Source organism: Gluconacetobacter tumulicola (genome assembly GCF_014174215.1).
GTDB classification, from domain to species: Bacteria; Pseudomonadota; Alphaproteobacteria; order Acetobacterales; family Acetobacteraceae; genus Gluconacetobacter; species Gluconacetobacter tumulicola.
Window position 1 is genome coordinate 1 of the sequence record NZ_JABEQL010000019.1, and the last position, 21,541, is coordinate 21,541.

Consider the following 21,541-nt stretch of genomic DNA (forward strand, 5'->3'; position numbering starts at 1 on the left):
CCACAATGGGTTTATCGAAACCGGCATCTGGTGGAAAACCTCTGGGCCCGTCTGAAGGAATGGCGCGCCGTCGCAACCCGATACGAAAAGACCGCCACCTCGTTCCTCGCTATCCTTCACCTCGCAGCCGCCGCAGATTGGATCAAGATCTAACAGACCCTAGTACTTCTGCCCGATAGCAGCCATTCCGGTATCCCCGGCAGCCCGGACGTGGGGCGGTCTGGTGAGGCGATCTGATCGTCGGCTAAGGATGGTCGTGCGGCTGTAATGCTGTCTGCGATGCGGAGAGGCGTGGTGGACGCACGCCGGATTGGTTCCGGCGTGCGGTTGTGGGGGGCGTCAGTTCGGGTCTGTGCCCAGTATGCGGTGGTTCAGCATGGGGGTGATGTCGGGGTCCTTGCCGTAGAAGGCGCGGAATAGGGGGGCGTAGTCCTGCGTGTGGCCTTGGGAGAGGATCATGTCGCGGAAATGCTGGCCGTTTTCGCGGGTGAGGCCGCCATGGTCGCGGAACCAGGCGAAGGAATCGTCGGCGAGCATCTGGGTCCAGAGATAGGCGTAGTAGCCGGCGGAGTAGCCGTTGGACCAGATGTGCAGGAAGTAGCTGGAGCGGTAGCGGGTGGGGACCAGGGTGGTGTTGAGGCCGGTCTTGTCCAGGGCCGCTTTTTCGAAATTGTCGACGTCCTGCTCGGGGGCGGTGGCGGGGAGGCTGTGCCAGGCCATGTCGAGCTGGGCCGCCGCGATGATCTCGCCCATATTGTAGCCGCGATTGAAGGTGGCGGCTTTCTTGATCTTGTCGACCAGATCCTGCGGCATTGCGGCGCCCGTCTGGTAGTTGCGCGCGTAATGAGCGAAGACGGTCGGGTCGAGCGCCCAGTGCTCGTTGAACTGCGAGGGGAATTCGACGAAGTCGCGGGCGACCTGGGTGCCTGATACGAGCGGGTAGGTCTGGTCGGCGAACAGTCCGTGCAGCGCGTGACCGAATTCGTGGAACATCGTGACCACGTCTTCGAACGTGATCAGGTTGGGCTTTCCGGCCGCCGGCTTGGCGATGTTGGCGACGTTATAGACGACCGGCTTCGTGCCCAGCAGTTTGGACTGGCCGACGAAATTCGACATCCACGCGCCGCCATTCTTGTTGTCGCGCTTGAAATAATCGAAATACATGAGCCCGAGGGTGGAGCCATCCTTGTCGAGGACCTCGAACACCATCATGTCGGGGTTGTAGACGGGAATGTCCTTGCGCTGCTTGAAGGTGATGCCATAGAGCTGCGTCGCCGCGAAGAACACGCCGTCGCGCAGGACCGTGTTGAGCTCGAAATAGGGCTTCACCTGATTTTGGTCGAGCGCGTAATCCTGTTTGCGCACCTGCTCGGCGTAATGCGTCCAGTCCCAGGGCTGCAATGCGAAGGACTGGCCGTCCTTGCGGATCGTTTCCTGGATGCGGGCGGCTTCGTGATCCTGCTGCGCGCGCGTCGCCGGGGCTAGTTCGGCGATGAAACGCTGTACGGCGGCGGGGGTGTTCGCCATCTGGTCGTACAGCACGTAGGACGCGAAATCGGGGTAGCCGAACAGGGCCGCTTTCTGCGCCCGCGCGTGGGCCAGGGTGGAGATGGTGGCGCGAGTGTCGTCGGCGCCGCCCTTTTCGGCGCGGGTCCAGCTCTGTTCGAACAGGGCCTCGCGCGTGGCGCGGTCGGTCATGCTCTCCAAGTCGGGTTGCTGCGTCGTGTTCTGCAGCGGGATCAGCCATTTTCCGGACAGCTTGCGATCGCCGGCATCCTTGGCGAATGCGGTGATCGTGCCGTCATCGAGGCCGGTGAGGGCGGCCTTGCTGTCGACCGTCAACGCGCCGTCACGGGTGGCGGCCAGGAGCTTCTGCTGGAACGCTGTTTCCAGTGTGGAAATCTGCGTGTTCAGGGCACGCAGTTTCGTCTGGTCGGCGGGTGAGAGCTTCGCGCCGGCATGGACGAACTGCTGGTAGTAGAGTGCGAGCACCTGCGTCTGTTCGGGTGTGAGATTCAGGTGGGCCCGGTCATTGTACAGGGTCTCGACGCGCGTGAAGAGTTTCGCATCGAGATAGATCGAATCCTGATGTTGCGAGAGCAGCGGGGCGACGATGCTCTGTGTTTTGTCCAGCGTGTCGTTGGTATTGGCCTGATAGACGCCGTAGAAGGTCAGGCCCACGCGGTCGAGCATACGGCCCGAGCGTTCCATCGCGACGATCGTGTTGTCGAAGGTCGGCGCGGCGCGATTGTCGGCGATGCGGCGGATTTCGGCCTTCTGGATTGCCATGGCCTGGAGGAAGGCCGGCTTGTAGTCGCCGTCATGGATGATGTCGAAACGCGGCGCCTGGAGCGGAAGCGTGCTCGGGACGGCGAATGGGTTGGAGGAAGCCATTGCGCTGGCGGAAAGACTGGCGAGCGCGGTCGTGGCGATCAGCGTGCTGATGCGGAACAATCGTGTCATTCAGTGAACCCTCGGAACCCGGGCGGCATCGCGTGGCGCCGCGGGCGAAGCCGGATGATCCGGCCGATGATCTTTTATAGGCAGCCATGACCGGTGTGGGAACCGGGTCACCCTGTCCGCAGCCGATTTTGTGGGGGGCGTCGCCGGCGCGCTGATCCCGCGGGGGAGGCGGCCGGGCAGGGTGATCGGGAATGATCCGCTTGCAGGTTGGGTCTATTGGAAACGGGTGGGGGACCGGATGATCGCGATGCGCCTGGTCGGGTGCTTCAATAATTCGGCATCTCTCGATCTGTTCGCAGATATACGGAACAGGTCTGCGACGCTGTCACGCCTGTTCGTCGGTGCATGCGCGCAGGGCTTCGTCGACTTTTTTCTGCTCATGGTCGGGCAAGGGCAGCAATGGCCTGGGTGGTCTGGCCTCGGACAATCCGAGATGATGGATGGCCGCGTAGGCGACGCGGAGGCTGCCGTGGGCGCGGAAGAGTGCCCACAGCGGCTGGAGCCGGTCATTGCAGTGCCGCACGGTGGCGTCGTCACCCGTGCGGGCAGCCGTGACCAGGGTGCGGGCCAGTTTCGGCAGGAAGCTGCCAAGGACGCTGAACCAGCCGTCGCAGCCCGCCAGCAGGGCCTCGGCGGCAATCCAGTCGCCGCTATAGCCGATGGCCAGTCTGCCCACCGGACCGGCGCGGAGGCGGGCGAGTTCGTCGGCGACGGCGCTTTCGGGCGGGGGCGGCATCTTGACGGCGGCGATGTTGGGGACGTCCGCCAGCCGTTCGAGCAGTTCCGCGCCGAAGTTGAAATGGGTGGTGCCGGGATTGTTGTAGATGCACAGCGGCAATTGCGTGGCGCCGGCGACTGCCACGTAATGCTGGTATGCCTCTTCCTGTGTCAGCGGGGTGTAGGAGACCGGGGCCATGAGCAGCCCGTCTGCGCCTTCGGCTTCGGCATCGCGCGCGAGGGCCTGGGCGTCGTCCGTGCGCAGGGTTCCCACGCCGACGATCAGGGGTGTTCGGCCGCCCACGCTCTTGGCCGCGGCGCTTATGGCCCGGCGTCGTTCGGCGCGGGTGAGGTAGGCATAGGTTCCGGTGCTGCCCAGCAGGCCGATGGAATCGACGCCGGCCGCCGAGAGGTGCGCCGTCAGGCGCGTGACGCCGTCGGCATCCACGACGCCGTGTTCGTCGGCCGGGGTGATCGGGAAGGCGGACAGGCCGTGGAAGATCGACATGCTACCTCCTGGTATCAGAGCTGGGCGGTGGCGACCGAGGGGCGGTTGAGCATGGACATCAGTTCGCGCCTTGTGTCGGAATTGGTGCGGAAGATGCCCAGCATGCGGCTGGTGACCATCGATACGCCGGGGCGGTGGACGCCGCGCGTGGTCATGCACTGATGCCCGGCTTCCAGGATCACGGCGACGCCGTGGGGCTGCAGCACGTCGTTGATCGTGTTGGCGATCTGTGCCGTCAGGCGTTCCTGGATCTGCAGGCGGCGCGAAAAGGCGTCGACCACGCGGGCCAGTTTGGAAATGCCTACCACGCGTTTGCTGGGCAGGTAGGCCACATGGGCGACGCCGATGATCGGCACCATGTGATGTTCGCAATGGCTTTCGAAGCGGATGTCGCGCAGGAGCACGATCTCGTCGTAATCATCGACCTCGGAGAAGGTGCGCGACAGGATGGAGGACGGGTCTTCGCCATAGCCCGCGAAGAATTCCTCGTAGGAGCGCACGACCCGGCCGGGCGTGTCCAGCAGGCCCTCGCGCGACGGGTCCTCGCCTGCCCAGCGCAGCAGGGTGCGGATCGCGTCTTCCGCCTCCTCGCGAGAGGGGCGGAGAAGGGGGGACTGGGACATTTCGGTCATGAATCCTGTCTTCGGGGAGGAGCGTGCGCGACGGGCTAGTGGATGATGGCGGGGTGGTAGGGACAATCCAGGCTGAAGGGCGGGACCTGGACGTCGAACGGCCGGTGCGAACGGGCATCGATCATATGATAGAGGCCGCGCATGAAGCCGGTCGGTGTCTGCAACCCGGTGCCGGATGTGTATTCGAAGACCTGGCCGGGCTCCAGCACCGGCTGTTCGCCCACCACGCCGTCGCCGTGGACATGTTCGACCCGCCCGACGGCATCCATGATCTCCCACGTCCGGCGCAGGAGCTGGACCGTCTCGCGGCCCAGATTCTCGATCCGGATGCGGTAGGCCCAGGCGAAGCGGTGTTCCTCGGGCATGGACTGGTCGTCCAGCCAGAAGGTCTGCACGATCACGCGGATCGATTCCGTGGTCGCCTCGTAGCAGGGGGCGCCTTCCATGGCCTCCGCCAGAGCGGCGTCCGGGTCGGGGGGCATTCCCGGCGGCGGCGGTCTGTCAATGGCCATGGCGTGGTCCCCGTCGGCTCAGCGCGACCGCAGGGCCGCGAGGCCGCGATCCAGATCGTCTTTCAGGTCGGCGATATCTTCCAGCCCGACCGAGAAGCGGATCGCGCCGTCGCTGATGCCCAGGCGGGCCCGTTCTTCGGCGCCGATCTTCATGTGCGTGGTGGTGGCCGGGTGGGTGACCATGGAGCGCGCGTCGCCCAGATTGTTGGAGATCGCGATCAGCCGCAGCGCGTTCATGAAGGCGAACGCACCCTCCTTGCCGCCTGCGACCTCGAACGCCACCAGGGTGGAGGCGTCGCTCATCTGGCGTTTGGCCAGCTCGTATTGCGGATGGTCGGTGCGGCCGGGGTAGAAGACTCGGGTGACGCCTTCGGCGGCGGCCAGATGGTCGGCGACGGCGGCGGCGTTTTCGGTCATTGCGCGCACGCGCAGCGGCAGTGTTTCCAGCCCCTTCAGCATCACCCACGCATTGAAGGGTGACAGGGCGTTGCCGGTGTTGCGGGTGAAGGGTTGCAGCGTATCGGTGATCCAGTCGCGGCGGCCCAGCACCGCGCCGCCCAGCACGCGGCCCTGGCCGTCGATATGCTTGGTGCAGGAATAGACGACCACGTCGGCGCCCAGTTCCAGCGGCTTCTGGTACAGCGGGGTGGCGAAGACGTTGTCGACCACCACCAGCGCGCCGGCCTTATGCGCCAGTTCGGAGATCGCGCGGAGGTCCAGGATCTCGAGCATCGGGTTCGACGGGCTTTCCAGCAGCACCGCCGCCGTGGGACGGGAGAGGGCGGCGGCCCAGGCGTCCAGGTCGCGCCCGTCGACGAATTCGGTCTCGACACCGTAGCGGGGCAGCAGGTTGGCGACGATCCAGTGGCAGGACCCGAACAGCGCGCGCGACGCCACCACCCGGTCGCCGGCCTTGACGTGCGACAGCAGGGCCGAGGAGACGGCGCCCATGCCCGTGGAGGTCGCGATACAGGCCTCGGCGCCTTCCAGGTCCGCCAGGCGGGATTCCAGCGCCGCGACGGTGGGGTTGCCGAAACGGCTGTACTGGTAATGGACCACGTCGCCGGTGAAGGTGGCCTCGGCCTGTTCGGCATTGTCGTAGACGAAGCCGGAGGTGAGGAACATCGCCTCGCTCGTCTCGCCGAAGGGCGTGCGCTCGATGCCCGCATGGAGCAGGCGGGTGGCGGGGCGGTAGGTGCTGGTGGAATCGTTGCTCATCATCAGTTCCCGGAACAAAACCGTCAGGAGGCCGAGGCTGGGAGCATCCGGGTGGCGAACCGGTTCTGCGGCCCCGCGTCCTGACGCGGAAATCCGACCGTGGAAACCGTGACGCCCGCGGAGTCTGGCGGTGTCAGGCCTCTTTAGCGCGTCTGTTTAACCTCGTCGCAAGCCGGCCGATCCAAATCACGAGGGCCCCGCGGCCCCTGGGGGCCATTGGACGTCAGGGTTATTGCGGATCGCGGGGCTGCTCGTCAACCATGTGGGACGGGTGGTGGTGGATTGCATCGGGCCGGCCGGTGCGGTATAGGGCTAGCCGCGACGCGGGTGTAGTTCAATGGTAGAACGGCAGCTTCCCAAGCTGCATACGAGGGTTCGATTCCCTTCACCCGCTCCAGACTTGCTGATAAATTCCGGTTGGTGGCGATCTGACGTGCGTTTTCTGCGCCTCGGTGCCCGGAAGCATGTGACGGCGTGGCCCTGTGCGGCACTCTTGCCCATCAGACCGCATTTGTCAGTTGGCCATCTGGCCGGGTAGCGGCGGGCCGCCCAATGCCTTCTGGCGGCATTGGGACGGGAGCGGTTTCCGGGCAATCGGGCTTGAGTTTCAGTCCTTGTGAGTGGCGACAAAGAGTTCGCCATTTGCGTCGATCCAGCCGCGAAACATGCCTTCTGTGTTGAATTCCGCCGTGACCGTGCCGGCGTGGTCGATGGCGATGACGCCGCCGCCGATCCCCTGCGGCGTGAAGGTCTCCGCCAGGATCATGCGAATCGCCTCCCCGACCGAGTGCCCGGCATAGCGCACGCGTGCAGCGATCTCGTGGCCGACCACGTGGCGGATGAACTGTTCGCCCTGTCCCGTGCAGGAAACCGCGCAGATGCCGTTCCGCGCATAGGTGCCGGCACCGATGATGGCACTGTCGCCCACGCGACCCACCGCCTTGTTGGTGAAGCCCCCGGTGGAGGTGGCGGCCGCGAGGTTGCCGTCGCAATCCAGTGCCACCGCGCCGACCGTGCCGTGCTTCTCGCTCTCGCTGGCGAAGGTGCCCAGCCGGTCGTGCGCGCGCATCGCCTGCAGCGCCTCTGCCCGACGCGGGGTGGTGAAATAGGATTGCGGCATCGTCTCCAGCCCATGGGCGGCGGCGTATTCGTCGGCTGCCGGGCCGGCCAGCATCATGGGGATATTCTGTTCCATGAGCCGTCGGGCCAACCGCACCGGGTTGCGCACGGCCCGTGCGCCCGCGACGGCACCCGCCAGCGCGGTCGCGCCGTCCATGATCGAGGCGTCCAGTTCATGCCCTCCCGCGGCGTTCAGTGCGGCGCCATGCCCGGCGTTGAAATGCGGGGAATCCTCCAGGGCCATCACGCAGGCTTCGACGGCCGCGACGGCAGGGCCGCCTTCGGACAGGATCGCGTATCCGGCTTCCAGCGCCTTGCGGATGTCGGCTCGCGCGTCGGCCCATTCCTCCTCGGACAGAAGGGAACGGGACATGACACCGCAGCCGCCATGCAGGGCGATGACGGGGCGGCGGGTCGGCGCGGGGCTCATGGCGTGTCTCCCTGGGGGTGGGCCATGCACCAGGCCGCGACCTGCTCGTGTGTGGCGAACCAGACATCACCCTTCTGCCGGGCGGCTTCGAGCAGGGCGGCGATCACGCCGATCCGGCTGCGATGGCCGCTGATATGCGGATGCAGCGTCAGCAGAAACAGCCCGCCTTCGTCATGGGCGCCCTGGAATTCGGCCAGGAAGATATCCAGTACGTCGCGTGGGGGCGTGTAGGGGCGGAGCGCCGAAAAGCGGTCGAAATTGAAATAGACGGCATCGTCCCGGATCCATTCGGGCGGCAGTTCGACGATACCGGTGGGGGCCCCGTCCTGTACCAGTTCGTACGGATCATCGTCGGCCATCAGGCTGCTGTCGTATAGCAGGCCCATCTCGCGGATGATGGACAGCGTGTTGAGCGAGAAATCCCAGCTTGCCGTGCGGATGCCAACGACCGGCTTGCGGCTGATATCCTGTAGCACCTCCCGCGCGCGGGAGGTCAGGTCCCTTTCGGTTTCTGCGTCCAGATGGGTGTTGCGCTCGTGGATCCAAGAATGGATGCCGATTTCATGCCCGTCGGCGACGATGCCGCGCACTTCCTCGGGATAGAGGAGAGCGGACACGGCGGGGTAGAAGAAGGTTGCGGGCACGCCATGGCGTTGCAGCAGCGCGCGGATACGCGGCACGCCGCGACGGTTGCCGTAATGGCCTTGGCTGATCCGCATCGGGCTTTCATCGCTGTCACGCAGCGGGATCGTGTCGTGGTCGGCGTCGAACGAGATGGCGAAGGCACAGCGTGCGCCGCCCGGCCAGGCGGCGGGATGTAGCGAGCGCCCGGCCCTGGCGCGGCCGACGGCTGCGCGCCAGCGGCTCTCGGGCCATTGCCAGGGAGGGAGAGGGGTGTCGGGAGGCGTCGTCATGGCAGGGTTTCCAGGATTGGTTCGTTGGCGGCCGGCGGTGGCGGAAGCGCGCGGCGCCAGTGTGCGTCCATCTTGCGGGCGAAGGGGATGAACAGGGCGGAAGCGAGGGCAACGAATGCCGCCAGCGCGGCCAGGTTGCCGAACAGATGCGCATATCCGGCGATGGAGGCCGCGCCGAGACCTCCTGCCGGCCCGCGCGTGGCATCGGTGGCGACGAGGCTGCCGAGATAGCTGGCAAGGCCGCCGAGGACAGAGAAACACCCCATCAGGCGGCCGACGCCGTCGGGGGGTGCGTAGCGGGCGATGACGGCGAGCCCGAGGGCTGCGATCAGCAGTTCGCCCAATGAGAACAGCGCATATCCCGCGACCATCCACCAGGGCGAGACCGGCCCGGCCGCGCCAGCCAGTGCTGCCGCGCGCCACAGGACGAAGGAGCCGGTCAGCAGTACGAAGCCGGACAGGAAGCGGATTGGGACGGAAATCGGGCGCCCCTTCCGTTCGGCGCGGTAATAGAGTGCGGCGAGGCAGGGGGCGAACGCGACGATCCACAGATTGTTCAGCGACTGGAACTGGCCGGGTTGCAGCGCCCAGTCCATGCCCTCGAGGCGGATCGTGGCCGCGACGTGGTCGCGCGCGAAGCCGGTCAGTGAGGTCGCGATCTGCTGGTTGAACAGGAAGAACAGGATCGCTTCGGACTGGAGGGCGAAGGATAGTTTCAGGCCCGCGCGCCAGGCGGGTTTCGAACGCCGGTAGAGCATGATCCAGATCAGCAGGATGGCGGCGGCCGCGACCCAGATGCAGGCCCTCGCGAGCGCCGGATAGTGAAGCAGTGTAAAGGCCGCGCCGATACCGGCACCGAGCAGCAGCCACAGGCGGCGATCCGGCGCGCCGGCCGGCGGGGGCGCCGTGGCCGGCAGCGTCAGCGAGACCGCGAAACCGGCCCACAGCACGGCGGCGGCGATACCGAAGCTTGCCTGCCAGCCGATATGCACGGCGAGGAAGGGAATGGCGAGGGCCGCGATTGTCGCCCCGATATTGATGGACATGTAGTAGATGGTGAAAACGATATCGAGCCGGTCGTCGGCGCCGCTGAAGGCGTGACGCAGCAGGCTGGTGATGTTGGGCTTGAAGATGCCGCCGCCGCAGACCAGGACGGCCAGCACCAGCGAGACACCGGTCGCGCCGCCCATGCCGCTGGCCAGGCCGGTATAGCCGATGGCCAGCAGTGCGAGCGCGACGGCGACCGTCCGCCGGGCGCCCAGAATCCTGTCGCCAAGCCAGCCGCCCAGAACGGGCACGCCGAACATGAGGGCGCTGAATGCGCCCCACAGCATGATGGCGCCCTGTTCCGACAGACCCATGGTCCTGACGAAATACAGGACCGAGACGCTCTGCAGGCCGTAGAAGCCGAACCGTTCGCACAATTCGAGCGTGGCGATCCGCAGGAAGGTGCGTCGGCGGGGCTCCATCATGTCAGAACCTGGCGCTGATGGAGCCGAAGAACTGGCGGGGCGAGCCTGCCAGCAGGGACTGGCGGTCGCCCACCAGCGGGAAGCCCTGCTCGCCCACCGTCGAGATGTAGGGTGTGTTCAGCAGGTTGTAGACATCGAACGAGACCGAGAGGTCGCGGAAGATGCTCTGCTGGCCGAAGCTGTATCGCGCACCGACATTCGTCATCCAGAAGCCCGGCACGCTGGTATCGTTGGTGTAGCTGAGGTAGCGGCGTGAAATGTAGCTTGCATCGAAATGAGCCGAGAGCCCCTCGTAGCTGTAGGTCAGGCTCGTTTTGTACATGAACTGAGGGTAGGCGGGAACCTTCTTGCCCTGCAGATAATAGAGCACGCCTGCCGAGGTGATGTTGTTATCGTATGTCGAGCGATTGTAGCTGATGCTGTTGTCGATTGCGAGATGGCGGATCGGGTGGATCACGACGTCGGCATCCACGCCGTTCATGGTTACGCCGCCGAGATTGCCGACGGTCGAGGTCGGATTGACCAGCGAGCCGGAGGCCATGAGCCCGAGGCGGTTGGTGAAGTTCGAGCGGTAGGCGTCGACGGAAGCCGACACGACCTTGCCGTAATAATGATAGCCGACGACGTAGGTCCAGTTGCGTTCCGGACGCAGTGTCCGGCGCGCGATATCGAATGCCGCCTGGTTTTTGACGCCCCACAGGGACGGCACGCTACCCGACTGGTAGCCTTCGTAGGTGAAGGCGCGCATGTTCTCTGCCACGTCGAAATAAAGCTCGTGGTTTTTGAGGAAATGCCAGTCGATATTGACGTGCGGCAGGAACGCGGCCGATGAGGTGACGCTGCCGTTCGGCAACTGGTCGACATGGGTGTAGGAGACGTTATTTTCGTTCGCACCGCCGGCCGTGGTGACGACGAGGGACTTGAAACCGCCGGTGATCGCGAGGCCCGGCAGGATGTGGTACGTATCGGTCAGGTGGTATTGGACCGTGTTGGTGTTGAAGCCCATGCCCCAGACCTGGGCGAACGGGCCGCCATAGGTGTTGAACGGGCCGACTGCGCCGATCGGAGCGCCCTGCCCGAGGACGGGTTCGGAATAGTAATATTTTCCGATATCGTAACAATTATTCTCGAACCACACGCCCGTGCGCAGCACGTTGTTTTCGTAGGTGTGGGTCATCTCGGTCGTGAAGCCCAGGCGCCGGACCTGCTCGGGGATGACCATGAACGATAGCGGGGCGCCGGTCGGCGATGCGACATAGGGGTTCGCCCAGGTCGAGTATTCCTGGCTGCCATGGCCGTAGAACAACGTCTTCCAGCGGATATGGTGGCCCATGTCGAAATCGAGTGTCAGGCCGCCCAGATAATCGCGTTCGGCCTGTCCGCCATTGTAGTAGGCGGCATCGGCGGGATCGGACAGCGAGGCGAAGGACGAGGGATAAATCCCCTGCGCGGCGAGGTAGGCGGTGCGGTAGTCGGGCGCGTAGTTGTCCAGGCGCTGGCCTACCTTGTGCAGCAGCTCCAGGGACAGGTCCTGGTATTCGTACTGGGCGAGATCGCTCCAGTTGAAAAATGCCTTGATACTGCTGTTGTTTCCGATGGGCTGGACGATCTTGGCATTGACCTGCTGGGTGAACTGGTCACCATAGCCTTTCCATTTATCGGCATCGACCCGCATATAGGATACATATGCCTTCGTTCCGAAAGGCGTGAAGGTGCCGGTATCGCCCTTTATGTAGGTGCGATAGCTGTTGTAGCTGCCGAACATCTGCGAGATCATGCCGCCTGCCTTGTCGGCCGGATCGGCGGAATAGAATTCCATCGCGCCGCCCAGTTCGCTGGTCGACGGAAGCGTGACGTCGCCGCCGCCCTGGCTGAGATTCATCCGGGCGATATTGTCCTGTGTGATCGCCGAATTGACGTCGAGGCCGTTATATTTGTTGTAAGACTGGTCCCCGAGCGGAATGCCGTCGAGCGTCGCGCCGAGCTGGCTCTGGTTGAAGCCGCGCACATAGAACGATTTCGAATAGATATCGAGGCCAAGGGGATCGTTGGACACGAAGTTCGCGCCCGTCAGGCTGCCGAGGATCTTGAGCGGGCTTGTGCCTGCGACGAATTTTTCCATGTCCTTCCTGGACACGTCTGTGATGGCGCTGTGGGCGGCCCGGAGTGCCGCGGTGACCATGACGTTTTCGTTCTTCGCGCTCGATGCCGCATGTGAACGCTCCGGTTTCGCATGCTGCTTCTGATGGGGCGTGGCGTTCTGCGGTGTCGCAGCCAGGGCGGTCGAGGACAGCAGCATGAAGGCTGCGGCGCCGAAGGGGTTCATCTTTCTGGTGAACATATGCGTGCCTGCGTCTCCGTTGCGTCATGTCGGGTCGTCGGGTCCGCCGGCAGGTCATTCATCGACCGGAACGAACCGTTATCGGATTAAGCACACAAAATGTTACTCTGCAATGATACAAAATGGACGATTTGGCGAATTTTAGCATCCTTGTGTGTAACAAGTTTCCGTCCTAATATGAGCAGGCACGTTGCGCCGTTCCCGAATGTTGTCGAACAGGTCCGGCGATGGAGGAGGAGGATCTCATTCGACAGGACAGCGCCAACCCGGAGGTGGTGGAACAGGATGGGGGCGAGCGCCTGGACGTGACCCTCTTTCGGATCGACAGGACTCTGGACCTGCCGATCGGAACGCAACTCAAGGGACAGATCGAATACGGGATCGGGCTCGGCGTCATCAGGCCGGGCCAGCGGCTTCCGCCTGTTCGCGAACTGGCCGAGCGGCTGGGCATTTCCCCGGTCACGGTGGGGCAGGTCTATGCCGAACTCAAGCGCGGCGGCGTACTGCGCGGACGGACCGGGGCAGGCACGTTCGTTGCCGACCTGATGGCCGGATGGTCGGCCCGAGGCGCGCGCGGCTCGGAGATCCAATCCGCGATCGATGTGTTGGTCACCCGTGCCCGGGCGCTGGGGCTGAGCACGAGCGAGGTCCTGGGCCTGGTCAGCGCGCGGATGGAAGGTGGCGGCCTGGGTGTGCCCCCGCCATCGGTGATGGTCGTCGGCAATTTCATGCAGACCACAATTGCCTATTGTCGGCAGATGGAGCGGCTGAGCGAGGGGAAGGTACGGTTTCTGCCGACGACCATCACCCAGTTGCAGACGAATCCGTCAGAACGGCAGCGTGTTGACTTGTGTCAGATGGCTGTGACATTTGCACATCGCCGCACCGAGGTCGCGCGTATGTTGCCCGGACTGGGCGTGGCGGTCATCACCTTCATTCCGTCGATGGAGACGCGGATGAAACTGGCGCAGATCGATCCGGGAAGTCGCGTCCTGCTCGTCGTCATCAATCCGGAGTTCGCGGGGTCGATGAAAGCCGGTGTCCAGCAGTTCGCGCCGCATATCGCGGAACCTGTGGTCGTCCTGATCGACGCGCCAGAATGCGAGGTCCTGACGAGGAATGCCGATGTGATCGTCTACGCCACCGGCGCGGATGATCTCGGGCTGAAATTCCCCGACGAATCGATCCATTTTGAATATCAGCACACGCCCAATCCCCATGACGTCAGCCGCCTGATCGCCGAGCTGACCGCACGGCGGCCGTGAGGGGCGCATGTCACAGGAAACATCATGAATTTACGCGAGATGAACTGGATGCAGGTCGAGGCCTATCTGGAGGCGGATGATCGCATCGTTATCCCGCTCGGTTCGACCGAACAACATGCCTATCTGAGCCTGTTCACGGATGCGATCCTGGCCGAGCGCGTGGCGCTTGAAGCCTGCGGACCGCTGGGGATTCCGGTCTGTCCTGTTGTGCCGTTCGGCATGACGCCGCGTTTTCTTGCCTATCCCGGCACGATTTCACTGCGGACGGAAACTTATCTTGCCCTTCTTGAGGACCTCGTGACCAGCCTCCACGGCCAGGGGTTCCGTCGCTTTGTGTTTGTGAACGGGCACGGTGGAAATTGTCCGATCTGGCCGTCACTCTCATTGTGGTTCGAGAAAAATATCGATTGCAGAGGCGTATTTCATGATTGGTGGCGGGCGTCGGAAACCTGGCGTATCGTGACGGCGACCGATCCAGTGGCGATGCATGCGTCGTGGATGGAGAATTTTCCGTGGACGCGTATTGCGGGCATCGCCCAGCCGGATGAGGCGAAGCCGGCCATCATGCTGGAACAATTGCATGATGTGACGCCCGAAATGGTCAGGATTCGCCTGGGCGACGGCAATTTCGGCGGACGCTACGCACGCGCGGATGCGGAGATGCACGCCATATGGGCCATCGCGGTCGAGGAGACGCGGCGGGTCATTGCGGCGGTCTGATCACGGTCGGTACCCGACGGCGGTGCCGGCACAACCCGTTATTGCGGCGGTTGTTCCGTATGGTGTTGGGCCTGGAAGCGTTCGATCGAGCGGCGCAGGCCGGTGTCGGGGGCGGCGGGCATGGTGTCGCGGTAGGTGGTGCCGTTCCAGACCCAGCGGTCGGTGCCGTCCACGATCAGGTCGCGCATGCCGCCATGGAGGCGGTGTGAGAGGGCGATCGGTCCGCTGACGGAATCCAGCACCTTGACCCAGTCGCGCCGGCCGCGCCGCAGGTAGACCGAGGTGGCGCAGCCGGCCGAGCCGCACAGATTGGCCGATTGCAGTTGCACGAACAGGGCCGCGTCCCCGGCACGGGTCGAGAGGGGGGCGGAGCCGACCAGGACCACGGGCGTATCGCCCTTGCGCGTGGCCGCCGCCAGGTCGGCTGCATTGAGCGTGCGGGCTGCCAGGTCCAGCGCGCCGCCGGGTTGCTGGGCCAGGATGACCGGATCGCCGCTCTCGGTCGCGGGGGCTGCCGGGTGGTGGGGTGCGGCCAGGGCGAGGGCGGCGGGGGCGAGCGCCATGGCGGCGGCCAGGGTGGCGAGCAGGCTTGTATGACGGGGCGGGCGAATCATGCGATGAGGTCCGTCGGTTCGCGGGCGGTCCTGGGGGCCGCCTGGGGAAAGGCTGGCTCCGGACCGCGATCCGGAGCCCCGTGAGGGGAGTAACGCATGAACGAGACCGAAAGGACACAGCCGGGTCTGTACCGCCATTACAAGGGCGGCCTGTACACGCTGATCTGTGTCGGCCGGCATTCCGAGACCGAGGAATGGCTGGTGACCTATCGCAGCGAGGTGCGCGGCGATTACTGGGTGCGGCCGCTGGCCATGTGGATCGAGGACGTGGACGGCGTGCCCCGTTTCAGCCCCGTGCGCGAGGCGACGGGCTGATCGGGCGGCCTGTTGCCTTTTTGAATCGATCGCCGCACGATCGCGGGATGTCGCGATTCTCCGTTGTCTGTGCCCTGGCCGCCGGCCTGATCCTGCCCGGGGCGGCCCTTGCCGCGCCCCAATCCGTATCGCCCGATGCCGCGTCGCGCGCTTTCGCGCTGCTGGGCCGTGATCCGGCGCGGCTGGATATGCTGCTGCGGGCCATGCCCAAGGGCGCGGACCTGCATAATCATCTGGCCGGTGCCGTCTATGCCGAGAGCATGCTGGACTGGGCGGCGCGGGATGGGTTGTGCGTCTCGCCCGTGCAGGGGCGTATTCTGGCAGGGGGCTGCGTGGCGGGTGGTGACGGGGTTCGGGCTGCCGATCTGTCGGGGCGGCCGGATATGCGGGCGGATATGATCGATGCGTTGTCGATGCGCGATTTCGTGCCGACCGCGTCCGACCGGTCGGGGCATGACCATTTCTTTGCGACCTTTGCGCGCTTCATGCCCGCGCAGGCGGCCCATGGCGGCGACATGCTGGCCGAGGCGGCGACGCATGCGGCCGGCGATCATGTCCTGTATCTGGAATTGATGATTTCGCCCCAGCTTGGCGCGGCGGCGGGGCTGGGGGCGCGGCATCCTCTGCATGACGAGGCGTTTGCCGAGGCTGACCGGGCCATCGGCCCCGACCTGCCGGCGCTGGTTGGGGCGGCGCGGCAGGATGTCGACGCCATGGAGGCGCGGATGCGGGCCGTGCTGCGGTGCGGAACGGCGCAGGCTGCGCCGGGATGCGGGGTGACGGTGCGCTATCTGTACCAGACGATCCGCACCATGCCGCCTGCCATGGTCTTTCCGCAGCTTGATTTCGGTTATGCGCTCGTCCATGCCGATCCGCGTTTTGTCGGTGTGAATATCGTGGCACCCGAGGACGATGCGGTGGCGATGCGCGATTACGGGCTGCATATGCGCATGTTCGGCTGGCTGGCCGCGCGCGATCCGGGGGTGAAGCTGTCGCTGCATGCGGGGGAACTGGCGCCCGGCATGGTGCCGCCCGAGGGGTTGCGCGACCATATCCGGCAGGCGGTCGAGGTGGCGGGGGCGCGCCGGATCGGCCATGGGGTCGATATCCTGCATGAGGACGATCCGGACGGGCTGATGGCGGAGATGGCGCGGCGCCGGGTGATGGTGGAGATCAACCTGACCAGCAACGATGTCATTCTCGGCATTGCCGGGGCGGGGCATCCGTTCGATGCCTATCGCGCGGCGGGGGTGCCGGTGGCGCTGTCGACCGATGACGAGGGGGTGTCGCGGATCGACCTGACGCATGAATATGCGCGGGCGGCGACGGTCTATGCGCTGGATTATGCCGCCTTGCGCGATCTGTCGCGCGCCGGGCTGGAATATGCCTTTGTTCCTGGCGAGAGCCTGTGGCGCGGGGTGGCGCCGTATCGGATGGTTGCGGCCTGTGCGTCCGTGCCGACGGGGGCAATGCCGGCTAGTGGCGCCTGCCATGATTTTCTGGCCGCGAGTGCCCGGGCGCGTCTGCAATGGGCGCTGGAAGCGCGGCTGCATGATTTCGAAACCATGATGATCCGCGAAGCGGGGCAGGGTGCTGGCTCCGCGCGGCCGAAAGGATATGGACCGGCATGATGACGCACGCATCGCGCAAACGATTGGGCCGGCGGCTGGCGGGGGCCTGCCTGCTGGGCGGCATGGCTGCCTGTGGGAGTGCCGGGGCCCGTGCGGCGCAGATCCCCGTGCGCGTGGTGGTGGTGACGACATTCGAGATCGGCAAGGATACCGGTGACGTGCCGGGCGAATTCCAGACCTGGGTGGAAAAGCTGCCGCTGAAGCAGGAACTGCCGGCGCCGGGCACCTGGCATGGGGTGATGCGCTATAATCCGGACCTTCAGGTGCTGGGCATCGCCACCGGTGAAGGACCGGAACATATGGCTTCGGCCATCACCGCGCTGGTGCTGGACCCGCGTTTCGACCTGCGGCGAACCTATTTCGTGCTGGCGGGCATTGCCGGGATCGATCCCAATTTCTCGTCGATCGGCGGGGCTGCGTGGGCGCCGCGCGTCATCAATGGCGGGCTGTCGCATGCGATCGATGCGCGGGAGATTCCGTCCGACTGGCCGGATGGTTATACGCCGGTCCAGGGCAGCACGCCGACCGACAGGCCGGTGCCGCCTTTGCATTCGCTGTCGGGCGACATGGAATATACGCTCAATCCGGCGCTGGTCGGCTGGGCGTATAATCTGACGCGTTCGCTGGCACTGCCCGACACGCCGGCGCTGAAGGCGATCCGGGCACGCTATGTCGGGTATCCGCAGGCGCAGAAGCCGCCTGCCGTGCTGCTGGGCGACACGCTGTCCAGCGAGACGTTCTGGGTCGGCGAGCGGATGAACCGCTGGGCGGAGCGCTGGGTCGGCTACTGGACCGAGGGCAAGGGCACCTTCGCGACCACGGCCGAGGAGGAAATCGGCCTGATGCAGGCGCTGACGCTTCAGGCCCAAGCCGGGCGTGTGGACCCGCAGCGGGTACTGGTGCTGCGGACCGGCAGCAATTTCGACATGCCGCCGCCGGGCGAGAGTGCGGCTGAATTGCTGAAATCCGAGGCCAGCGAGGGCGGGTATTCAGGTTATCTGCCCTCGGTCGCTGCCGCCTATCAGGTCGGCAGCGTCGTGGTGCGCGAACTGGCGCTGCATTGGGATCGTTATGCCGACCATGTGCCGGGGGCACCGCCGGCGAGGGCGGGTTAATGATCTGACGCGGTGCTGTCCATCTTTCCCTGGATCGTATTGTGCGTGCGTGTCGGAAAATCGACACTGGCCGACCGCTTCGTTATAGCGGGCGACATCCATCAACGTGATTTTCAGGGAGTGGCGTGTGCAGTGCGAATGGCGTCGATCTTACGACAGGCTGGTGCCGATGCTGATCAAGGAGCATTTCGGTGATCCGGGCGGCCTGACGCGGCAGTTTCCCTATATGAAATCGACGTTCCAGTGGAAAGGTGACGGCTTCATCATCAGTGCGGAGGCCCTCGCCAACCCTCATACCGAGTATCATGGGCTCGAGCGGCTTGCTTTGAAGCATCATCGAGCCGGGTCCTATGCTCTTGCTGGGGAGCATTGGTTGATCGCGGCTGGTTGGCGTCGTGGCATGATGGATGCCAATGACGAGCGCCATGTGCAGGCGCTACAGTTCGTCTTGCGTCATGTCGAATACGACAGGGCGATGGCGGAGTGGAAAAAGAAGAAACTGGGGCGAAGCGCGATGCCTTATCCCGGTCAGTTCGGGCTTGCCGACGACTGACGGTCGGAATTTTTTGAATCCACATGGAGTGGATTGTTCCGGTTTGGCGCATGTTGAAAGTCTATGCGGCAGAAGAGCGACTTCATGAGAAGGGGGACCATTTTACGGGAGCCGGACTTGCAGGAACAGGGTGTCCGCTATCGCCTCTTCTCGGACAGCAGGGAGTAAATCCGCGCCTTCTCGAAGCGGACGTGAAACAAGGGTTGTGGACTTTTTGGTCACCGCCAGTTTCGGCGCTGTTCACTGCACTCCCAACTCATGCCACCGATCAGGCCGATCATTTTCATCACGTCGTGGCCTCCTGCATGAGGGGATAGAGCGAGGCCAGCAGCAGGAGCGCCATGCCGATATTGAACCCGCGCAGAATCGTCGGGCGTGTTAGCCATCGCCGCATTGACGCACCGAATCCGGCCCAGAGGCTGACAGTCAGCAAGCTGATTATCCCGCACATCAGGCAGGCAACGGGTAGATTGAACAGGAAATCATGGCGGGGTGTGTAGGCTGAGACAATACTGACGGCCATGACCCACGCTTTCGGATTTATCCACTGAAACCCGGCTGCCTGCAAAAAACTCAACGGCTTGGTGCTGCCAGTAGTTGATCCGCTCGCATCGGAAGTGGCGATCTTCCAGGCGAGCCATATCAGATAGAGTGCGCTGATGTATTTCAGGGCGACGTAGAGAAAGGGCAGCCTATCAAAAATGCTGCCCAGTCCAATCCCAACCAGAGCAACCATGACGACAATGCCTATACTGATGCCTAACATTTGCGGAATCGTGCGCCTGAAGCCGTGATTAAGGCCTGATGCCGCCAGCATCGTATTGTTCGGGCCAGGCGTGATCGAGGTGACGAGAACAAATACTGCCAAAGGTCCGAAACTGTCCCAAAGAGAGGGCATCGGCATACTTCCATCGGTGAAAAATTATATTCAGGAATATTATGTATCGAGTTTGATCAGAATTGATGCAGTCATGCAGACTACTTTTATACAGTTTCTTTGATGCCGATATGACAGTCAATCCTGTTCACGACGTCATGTTGTTGGTCCGTTCGTAGCCGATCCACGGCGGAAACCGAATGCTAGTCGCTCTGGACTGCTCCGGTATTGGCGGAGACGTCCGCTTTCATGCATCCGTTCTGCGAAGCGGACTGTCCGTTCCCACCCCCAAATCGGAAATTCGAACTGAGACATGACCGAATGAACGAAGAGTCGTCTCTTCTCTTTCCTTGGAAAAAGAAGAGATTGTTGATCTGGATTCAATATTTCAGATTCTGGGTGCTCGTGACGATTTGGTCGGCCAGGGCGTCCAGCGCTGACTGGGTCAGGGTGGCGACCTGATCGTCGGTTGTGGCGGGGCCTTGGCGGGTCAGGGTCGTGCGTTGGTGCAACAGAGGCTGGCGTTCGTCGTGGGGGATGATTGACCAGTCGGCTGCCAGTGAGGCGGTGCCGTCATGGGCGATGTCCAGACGGCTGATGTTGATTGCGAGTCTCCAGGTGGCGGGCAGGATTTGTGGCTGGTCGGTCACGAACAGGTCGGTGCGGCTCTGTGCCAGTCGCGCGGTGATGAGGTCGGTGGCGCCAAGGGACAGGCGGCTGGCCCAGCGGCCGGTGGCGCTGCGTTCGATCCGGTTGCCGTCGCGGGCGATCAGGTCCTGGCCATCCAGATAATCGGGCAGGGTGACGCGGGCGACCGCGACGGTCGGCGTTGCCGGGGTGACGGTGCCGACGGGCACCGCACCGGTCGCGATGGCCGGCGCGCCCAGCGTATAGAACCGCACTGGCGGCGACGCGCAGGCCGCGAGCAGGGCGGGAAGAACAAGCCCAGCCACCCACGCCGGCGTGCGGCGATTGCGGAGCGAAAAAGACCATTCTGCAAGTTGGGCTGCCGAGCGAGAGTGCCGTATGGCGGCACGGCCGGCGCGTGTTTTCGAGCATCGGAGCGGAGCGGCCTTGATGGCCGTGAGCACCGAAGCACAGAAAACGCGCGTCGGATCACCGGCAGGCCGACTTGCAGAACGGTCTTTCATGGGCGGCGTCCTGTTAGGAGAAGTTGCGGATTGCGTTCGACGTCGCTGGCGAAGCCGCGCAGGGCGGCGGCGGCGGCGGACAGGTCGCGCAGGGTGGAGTCGATGTTCGCGCGGTCGGCCGAGCGGGGCGATGTCATGTCGTGCAGGGCGGACAGGCTCTCGCGGGCCTGGATCACCGTGTCGTTGGCGTTGCGCAGCACTTCGTGCAGGTCGGCGCCGCGGGCATCGAGCTGCTGGGTGCCGGTATTGGCCAGCCGGTCGATGGCCGTCAGCGTCGTACCCAGCCGTTGCTCCAGGTCCTGGATGGCGTGTGTCGCGCTGTCGACGGCGATGCGCGAATGGTCGGAGGTTTCTTTGATGCTGTCGACCAGCGGAGGCAGGTCATGATCCAGCCGTTCGCTCAACTGCTTGATGCTGGCGAGCGCTGCCTGGGCGTTGTCGGCCAGTTCCTTCAGGGGAAGCTGGGTCAGGGTTTCCTGCACCTTCTGGATCGCGGACTGGCGGGTCGGGATCTCGACCTCCTTGCCGGATACGATGTCGGGGTGCAGGACCGCAGGGGCGGAGGGGTCGAAATCGAGGTCGATCTCGGACTGGCCGGTGACGAAGCTTTGCATGTTCAGCGAGGCGCGCAGCCCGTGATCGATCATGTTCTGCAGGCTCAGGCTACGGTGGGTGCCTGAGGTTCCGGCGATGGAGATGTTGTTGGGCTGGAGCTGGACCGTCACCGGGATATAGGCGGCGTGGGTTCGGGCATCATAGGTGATCGAAATGGAATCGACCGCGCCGACCCGTACCCCCCGGAACGTGACCGGAGCACCGATGCTCAGACCGGATGTCGAGCCCTGGAACACCACGGTGGCCTGCCTTGTGGGCGAGAAGAGATTGAAATTGCCGAAGAATATCAGGGCCCCCATGCCCAGGGCCACACCCCCGACGACAAAGGCGCCAACGATCGTTTCTCGATTTGCCATGGG

The 21,541-nt window shown here is 64.3% G+C and carries 20 protein-coding genes, 1 tRNA gene and 1 riboswitch; of the genes, 8 read left to right on the top strand and 13 right to left on the bottom strand.

The features are described 5' to 3' along the window. Nucleotides 1–153: transposase (locus tag HLH29_RS13410; RefSeq protein WP_182967643.1), on the top strand; the 153-nt coding region annotated here is incomplete at its 5' end. A 186-nt stretch (nt 154–339) separates the two neighbouring features. On the opposite strand, the gene HLH29_RS13415 is transcribed toward HLH29_RS13410, so the two are convergent. The 5 genes from HLH29_RS13415 to metZ all read right to left on the bottom strand — a co-directional run bounded on the left by HLH29_RS13415 (nt 340) and on the right by metZ (nt 6,050). After that, on the bottom strand, nt 340–2,463 hold the full coding sequence (locus HLH29_RS13415; RefSeq protein WP_182967645.1) for a M3 family metallopeptidase: 2,124 nt from the start codon (nt 2,461–2,463) through the stop codon (nt 340–342). Between the two features lie 325 nt (nt 2,464–2,788). Next, nucleotides 2,789–3,688 (bottom strand): dihydrodipicolinate synthase family protein, encoded by a 900-nt coding sequence (locus tag HLH29_RS13420; RefSeq protein ID WP_182967647.1) that lies wholly within the window; start codon nt 3,686–3,688, stop codon nt 2,789–2,791. A 14-nt stretch (nt 3,689–3,702) separates the two neighbouring features. Next, on the bottom strand, nt 3,703–4,311 hold the full coding sequence (folE, locus tag HLH29_RS13425) for a GTP cyclohydrolase I FolE (protein WP_182967649.1): 609 nt from the start codon (nt 4,309–4,311) through the stop codon (nt 3,703–3,705). Nucleotides 4,312–4,355: 44 nt separating this feature from the next. Next, nucleotides 4,356–4,832, bottom strand: a complete 477-nt coding sequence (gene apaG / locus HLH29_RS13430; protein ID WP_182967652.1) for a Co2+/Mg2+ efflux protein ApaG — start codon at nt 4,830–4,832, stop codon at nt 4,356–4,358. An 18-nt stretch (nt 4,833–4,850) separates the two neighbouring features. Beyond that, nucleotides 4,851–6,050: an O-succinylhomoserine sulfhydrylase gene (gene metZ / locus HLH29_RS13435; RefSeq protein WP_182967754.1), complete on the bottom strand. Its 1,200-nt coding sequence runs from the start codon at nt 6,048–6,050 to the stop codon at nt 4,851–4,853. A gap of 122 nt (nt 6,051–6,172) precedes the next feature. Continuing rightward, nucleotides 6,173–6,253: riboswitch (SAM riboswitch) on the bottom strand. 120 nt (nt 6,254–6,373) lie between these two features. Between metZ and HLH29_RS13440 the strand changes: the two genes are divergently transcribed. Continuing rightward, nucleotides 6,374–6,447, top strand: a tRNA-Gly gene (locus tag HLH29_RS13440). A 210-nt stretch (nt 6,448–6,657) separates the two neighbouring features. Here HLH29_RS13440 and HLH29_RS13445 read toward each other — a convergent pair. The 4 genes from HLH29_RS13445 to HLH29_RS13460 are packed head-to-tail and all read right to left on the bottom strand — an operon-like array spanning nt 6,658 to nt 12,326. Next, nucleotides 6,658–7,599, bottom strand: a complete 942-nt coding sequence (locus tag HLH29_RS13445) for an isoaspartyl peptidase/L-asparaginase family protein (RefSeq protein ID WP_182967654.1) — start codon at nt 7,597–7,599, stop codon at nt 6,658–6,660. After that, nucleotides 7,596–8,513 (bottom strand): polysaccharide deacetylase family protein, encoded by a 918-nt coding sequence (locus HLH29_RS13450; RefSeq protein ID WP_182967656.1) that lies wholly within the window; start codon nt 8,511–8,513, stop codon nt 7,596–7,598. The genes HLH29_RS13445 and HLH29_RS13450 overlap by 4 nt, the downstream gene beginning before the upstream one ends. Next, nucleotides 8,510–9,985 (bottom strand): peptide MFS transporter, encoded by a 1,476-nt coding sequence (locus HLH29_RS13455; RefSeq protein WP_182967658.1) that lies wholly within the window; start codon nt 9,983–9,985, stop codon nt 8,510–8,512. Before HLH29_RS13455 ends, HLH29_RS13450 begins: the two co-directional genes overlap by 4 nt. Nucleotide 9,986: 1 nt before the next feature. Beyond that, nucleotides 9,987–12,326: a TonB-dependent receptor domain-containing protein gene (locus tag HLH29_RS13460; RefSeq protein ID WP_246374247.1), complete on the bottom strand. Its 2,340-nt coding sequence runs from the start codon at nt 12,324–12,326 to the stop codon at nt 9,987–9,989. A 227-nt stretch (nt 12,327–12,553) separates the two neighbouring features. On the opposite strand from HLH29_RS13460, the gene HLH29_RS13465 reads away from it, so the two are divergent. Continuing rightward, entirely contained in the window at nt 12,554–13,591 is a 1,038-nt protein-coding gene (locus tag HLH29_RS13465) for a GntR family transcriptional regulator (RefSeq protein ID WP_182967660.1), read from the top strand. 24 nt (nt 13,592–13,615) lie between these two features. Further along, complete coding sequence (locus HLH29_RS13470) at nt 13,616–14,311, top strand: creatininase family protein (protein WP_182967662.1); 696 nt, start codon at nt 13,616–13,618, stop codon at nt 14,309–14,311. A gap of 38 nt (nt 14,312–14,349) precedes the next feature. Here the strand turns inward: HLH29_RS13470 and HLH29_RS13475 are convergent, their stop codons facing one another. Next, complete coding sequence (locus HLH29_RS13475; RefSeq protein WP_408871974.1) at nt 14,350–14,874, bottom strand: hypothetical protein; 525 nt, start codon at nt 14,872–14,874, stop codon at nt 14,350–14,352. Nucleotides 14,875–15,021: 147 nt separating this feature from the next. Between HLH29_RS13475 and HLH29_RS13480 the strand changes: the two genes are divergently transcribed. The 4 genes from HLH29_RS13480 to HLH29_RS13495 all read left to right on the top strand — a co-directional run bounded on the left by HLH29_RS13480 (nt 15,022) and on the right by HLH29_RS13495 (nt 18,539). Then, a complete protein-coding gene (locus HLH29_RS13480; RefSeq protein ID WP_182967666.1) occupies nt 15,022–15,240 on the top strand; it encodes a DUF1653 domain-containing protein in 219 nt (72 codons plus the stop codon). Between the two features lie 47 nt (nt 15,241–15,287). After that, a complete protein-coding gene (locus HLH29_RS13485) occupies nt 15,288–16,871 on the top strand; it encodes an adenosine deaminase family protein (RefSeq protein WP_182967668.1) in 1,584 nt (527 codons plus the stop codon). A gap of 62 nt (nt 16,872–16,933) precedes the next feature. Then, nucleotides 16,934–17,986 carry a purine nucleoside permease gene (locus HLH29_RS13490; protein WP_246374249.1) on the top strand — a complete coding sequence of 351 codons (1,053 nt, stop codon included), beginning with the start codon at nt 16,934–16,936 and terminating at the stop codon, nt 17,984–17,986. Between the two features lie 169 nt (nt 17,987–18,155). After that, a complete protein-coding gene (locus tag HLH29_RS13495) occupies nt 18,156–18,539 on the top strand; it encodes a hypothetical protein (RefSeq protein WP_182967670.1) in 384 nt (127 codons plus the stop codon). A 286-nt stretch (nt 18,540–18,825) separates the two neighbouring features. On the opposite strand, the gene HLH29_RS13500 is transcribed toward HLH29_RS13495, so the two are convergent. The 3 genes from HLH29_RS13500 to HLH29_RS13510 form a co-directional block, all read right to left on the bottom strand. After that, nucleotides 18,826–19,437, bottom strand: a complete 612-nt coding sequence (locus HLH29_RS13500) for a LysE family translocator (RefSeq protein WP_182967672.1) — start codon at nt 19,435–19,437, stop codon at nt 18,826–18,828. A 359-nt stretch (nt 19,438–19,796) separates the two neighbouring features. Continuing rightward, complete coding sequence (locus HLH29_RS13505; protein WP_338030247.1) at nt 19,797–20,369, bottom strand: PqiC family protein; 573 nt, start codon at nt 20,367–20,369, stop codon at nt 19,797–19,799. Between the two features lie 194 nt (nt 20,370–20,563). Continuing rightward, the gene (locus HLH29_RS13510) at nt 20,564–21,538 is read right to left on the bottom strand and encodes an MlaD family protein (RefSeq protein WP_182967676.1); all 975 of its coding nucleotides are present in this window, start codon (nt 21,536–21,538) and stop codon (nt 20,564–20,566) included. Nucleotides 21,539–21,541: the final 3 nt, after the last annotated feature.